3 protein-coding genes are annotated in these 4,603 nt (G+C 52.1%); 1 reads left to right on the forward strand and 2 read right to left on the reverse strand.

What is annotated here, in order from left to right; all coding sequences use genetic code 11:
• Both IQ260_RS27985 and IQ260_RS27990 read right to left on the reverse strand, forming a co-directional pair.
• On the reverse strand, positions 1–735 hold a 735-nt coding region (locus tag IQ260_RS27985; protein ID WP_193996353.1), incomplete at its 3' end, for a LodA/GoxA family CTQ-dependent oxidase.
• Positions 736–901: 166 nt separating this feature from the next.
• On the reverse strand, positions 902–1,246 hold the full coding sequence (locus IQ260_RS27990) for a phage tail protein (RefSeq protein ID WP_193996354.1): 345 nt from the start codon (positions 1,244–1,246) through the stop codon (positions 902–904).
• Between the two features lie 362 nt (positions 1,247–1,608).
• On the opposite strand from IQ260_RS27990, the gene IQ260_RS27995 reads away from it, so the two are divergent.
• A partial coding sequence (locus IQ260_RS27995) for a two-partner secretion domain-containing protein (RefSeq protein ID WP_193996355.1) occupies positions 1,609–4,603 on the forward strand: 2,995 nt, incomplete at its 3' end.

Genomic DNA, 4,603 nt, shown 5'->3' on the forward strand with positions numbered 1-4,603 from the left:
GGTCATCACATCCAACATGGTTTTCACACCGATCAGGGTGGTACCATAGTTGGGCGGCGCTGTTACCACCCAGGCTGGATCAACCGTCAATTCTTTTCCACCGATAGTCACCTTAGCCGACACTGAACCATCGGACATATCATCGCACCAGCCATTGTTATTACCAAAGCTGGCAGGCGGATTATCGGCATAGGCCGAGTGAGACTCACCATAGCCTCCTAAAAATAACAATCGCCCTTTCTCATCGGTGCGCAGCTCCCCCAGATAGACGGTTTGCCCCATAAATTTGCCATCGTCAAATGGGGCAGGTGGGGCATTTTTTCCTGAAACGGTTTGGGGCTTGGGGCAAATGTCTAACTTATAACGATCCTGGTTAGGAATATTGGCATTCCGGCGATCTGCCCTAGGGCCGCCGGGTAAATCTAAGGCTTCAACAAATTCGTACCAGCCAGCCTTTTTATTGGCAATTTCCACCGTCCATTCAATGGTTGTATCGGGATCGTCTGCTGTGATCTCACGGATGGCGTTACCGTCTTTGTTATAGCCATAGATGCGAAAACGAGCCGCCTGACGCTTAATGGCTCCCTGGTCATCCTTGAAAGCACCGGACTGAGCCGGATTGGTCACCTCAGGACCAATGTAGTATTCATCTCGACTATTGCCAACGCGGGCAACGCCAAGCCCAGGATGGATGGCATAGTAGGCGATATCTGTAGCAGCCTTATCTGTGCTCATGGATAGAATCTCAAATAGTGTGACAACTCATAATACACTGGTTGCATACGAGTAACTATGGTCTGGCTAATGGTGAGATCGCACTTCCCACTCAACACGTCTTATTCAATGTAGTGTGAGAGTTGAGATCGCAAGCATGTCATACCATTTCTTTCATCCGTGGATCTTAGTTACGTGGTGGAAACATACCTTGAACTGCAATGATGTAGTTAACGGCTAAATAAGGTGCTGCTTCTGTAGATGTTCCTTTACCAGGTTCATGCATCGTGAGATTACCTGTGAGGTTACCCTGGCTTCCCAAACGCCGTCCTGACCCCTCGTGAACAGGGGCACGACCTCGAAGATCGGGCAGGGCAAAGGTACGTCGCCCATCCCCTCCATAGGTCGTTCCTAGTATGCTGTACAGAGCTGGATTATTTTCGATTGGCAAGGTACTACCATCACAAAACGCCCAGCCTCTAGGGGCAAAGGTGCCCGCAAACATAATAATTTGTCCAAGCAATGGTTCCATAGGTTGTCTCTCTCCAAGTAAAAAGCAACGAATAAACAAGCTGGTCAGCTAACAGCATTGGCTCAAACTGATCAGCAAACCGCTTGAGCATGGCAGCAGTGCTACATCAACGCCCATTCAGCCGTGGCCAAATTTTATCTGAAAGAAATGGCAACAAAGGTGTTAAAGAAAAGGACCTGATCAAGTCGCTCACTTCTCTTACCTCATCTCACCTTTCTTACCCAAGGTGTAAAAGGTAAGAAAGGTGAGATCTATTATGAAGAACTATGATGCCCGCTATGAAAACGTTGCACGGATTGGAAATAGCAAAGCATGGATTTATTGTGTGGTTAAATACCCACTAGCGGGTGCTTTGATTTTCTATGCTGAATTTACCTATCTGTCTGGGTTGGAAGGGGTTGAAATATGCCCTGGTGGGCCTGTTATCGATAGCCCCTATTATCACCGTTCCCACCTTTTCCAGAGCATGGGCCCAGGTGATTCCTGATACCTCCCTGGGTAATGAGGCTTCAACGGTTATCCCCACGGTCGGTGGTCTACGTTTAGACGGTGGTGCAGTGCGTGGCACTGGGGTATTCCATAGTTTTTCTGAGTTTAATGTTGATCCCGGACAGCAGGTTTATTTTGCTAACCCAGCGGGGATTGCCAATATCCTCACCCGAGTAATGGGGAATGCCCCCTCGGCCATTGACGGGACGCTGGGGGTGGAGGGTTTAGCCAACTTGTTTTTGCTCAATCCTAACGGCATCGTGTTTGGTGATAATGCCCAGTTAGATGTCGCTGGTTCATTTACGGCGGCCAGTATCGATAGTTTATGGGTTGATGGCTATGAATTTAGCGCCGTTCAGCCCGATGTGCCCTCACCGCTGCTGACGGTAAATGTGTCGCCAGGGATTCAGTATGGTACCAACACCGGTCTGCTGGAAAATCGCGGTACGTTAGCCGTTAACCCCCAACAAAATTTAACTCTGCGAGGGGGCACTGTCCGGAATCTGGGCACGCTCAGTGCTCCCGGTGGTCAGGTGGAGTTGTCTGGCACTGGTATTGATACGGCGGGGGGCACTGTTATTACGACGGATAACAATGGTGATAGCGGTGATATTACCCTAACTGCCCTCGGCGATATCACCGTAGGCTTGCTGGATAGCCGCAGCACAGCCAATAACGGTGGCAACATTACGGTGACCAGTCCAGCGGGCTCGGTAGCCACCACCGATAACCTGCTGTCCGACGGCAACGCCGAGGCTGGAGACATTACCATTACGGCCGCCGAGAATATTTTTGTGAATGGCAAGATCGTCACCGATAGTTCAATTACCTCCGGCCAGGTCGCTGATTTTTCCGGCGTGGCCGGGGATGTCACCCTTATTGCTGGTGGCGATTTAGACTTGCGATCGCCCGATCCTGTTTCCCGCATAGGTGACATTAGTGCCGGTGGATTACAGTCAGGGCAGATTACCCTCACCAGCGGTGGTGCCCTGAACGCTGACAACTATCGTATTGTTAACCGCATCGCTGGTGAGGGCGTGGGCGCGGATATTCGGATCACGGCCCAGTCGCTGAACTTGAAAGAAACGTCCGTCGGTGTTCTGACACGAGACGAATCGCTGGCCCTATTCCTAGGGTTTGTCCAAAATGCTCAGGGGGGCAACGCTGTTGTCGATGTTGCTGAGGATATTGTCCTAAATAACAGTTTAATTTTTAGTACCGCTGACTTTGGCACCGCCGATGGGGGTGATGTCAGTCTCAATGCCCGGTCCCTAACGATTGGGCGCACAGCTGGGTTTGATTTTCCCTTTGCTTCTGATATTTATGGAATCGCCTCAACTGCCGATTTTGAGAGTGCTGGTAATGGAGGCGATATTCGGGTCAATGTGACAGAATCCATCGATCTCGTGGGCTCGTTGCCTGGACCTTCCACCATTCCCCTCGACGCTGCTGATTTTCTTCAGTTGAGCAGGGCTAGCGCAGGCATTGTATCAGCTGCCATCGGCTCCGGTGATGCCGGCACCATTACGCTGAGCGCAAAGCAACTCACAATGAGCGCCGGAGCCGCAGTGAGCAGCTTTGCGGTTTTGGGTAATGGAGGAGATATTGCCATTGTTGTCGACGACATTGACATGGACGGTATCGCCGGGATTTTAACAACAACGAATTTTTTTGGGCAGGATGCCGGTAATTTAGAGATTCAGGCGGAAGACGTTACCCTGACCGACGGCGCTACTGTTCTTACCTCTTCGATTTCGCCAGGGGATGCGGGGGATTTGACCCTCAACACCCAGCGGTTATCGATTCAGACCGGTAGCCTGCTAGCTTCCAACACCTTAAACTCAGGCGATGGCGGTAGCCTCTCCATCCAGGCTGAGGAAGAAATTGAAGTCATTGGTACCAGTGTAGCCAGACGTAGCGGCATTGCTACCAATTCGACAGCGGCTGGGGATTCAGGACCCTTGAGTATCATCACTCGACGGCTGAGCGTGAGCGATGGTGGGGAGATTACCACCGCAACGTCGGGCAGCGGGGCAGGGGCCAACATCGACATTACCACTGGTCTGCTGCTGCTCAATAATGGACAAATCAATGCTTCAACCACCACCGCTAATGATGGGGGCAACATTCGAATTCGAGCGGATGAGTCGGTGGAGCTGGTGGGTAATGGATTTAATGTCCTCGACGAAACCATTATTAGGCCTGCCCTAAACCAGTCCCTGACGGTGGATAACTTTACCCAAGGTGTTTTAACGGTGGCGGCTGGGGATGGAGCCGCTGGTAACGTGGCGATTGAGACACCTGAGTTAACGGCCCGCGAGGGAGCATTAGTCGCCACCACCACCCTGGGCAGCGGCGCAGGCGGCAACATCGACATTACCGCCACCAACGATCTGCAAATCGACGGTTCGCTCCTGGCAACCGGCTCATTTACCACAGCTCCCTCGGGAAACATTAACCTTCAAACCCAGCGGCTGCGGGCCAGCGGTGGTGCCCAGGCCATTACTACAACATTCGGGGCAGGGCAGGCTGGTGATCTCACCGTTGTGGCCACCGAGTCTGTGGATTTGATTGACCCCACCGATACAGGCATTGCTAGCGGGCTACTGGCCTCATCTTTTGAGACGGCGACGGGGACGGGGGGCAATATTCAGGTGACCACAGGAGACTTTCGCATCATTGATGGGGCGACGGTGACGGTGAGCGGCGAGGGTGAAGGGGACGCTGGCAACATTGGCATTGGGGCTCGGCTATTGTCTCTCGACCGGGGGAATATCACCGCCACCAGTGCCTCTGGGGAGGGAGGCAATATTGTGCTGCAGATTGACGATGTGTTGGTATTGCGTAATAACAGTTTAATTCTGTCTC

This window comes from Leptolyngbya cf. ectocarpi LEGE 11479 (assembly GCF_015207065.1).
GTDB lineage: Bacteria > Cyanobacteriota > Cyanobacteriia > Phormidesmidales > Phormidesmidaceae > Leptothoe > Leptothoe ectocarpi.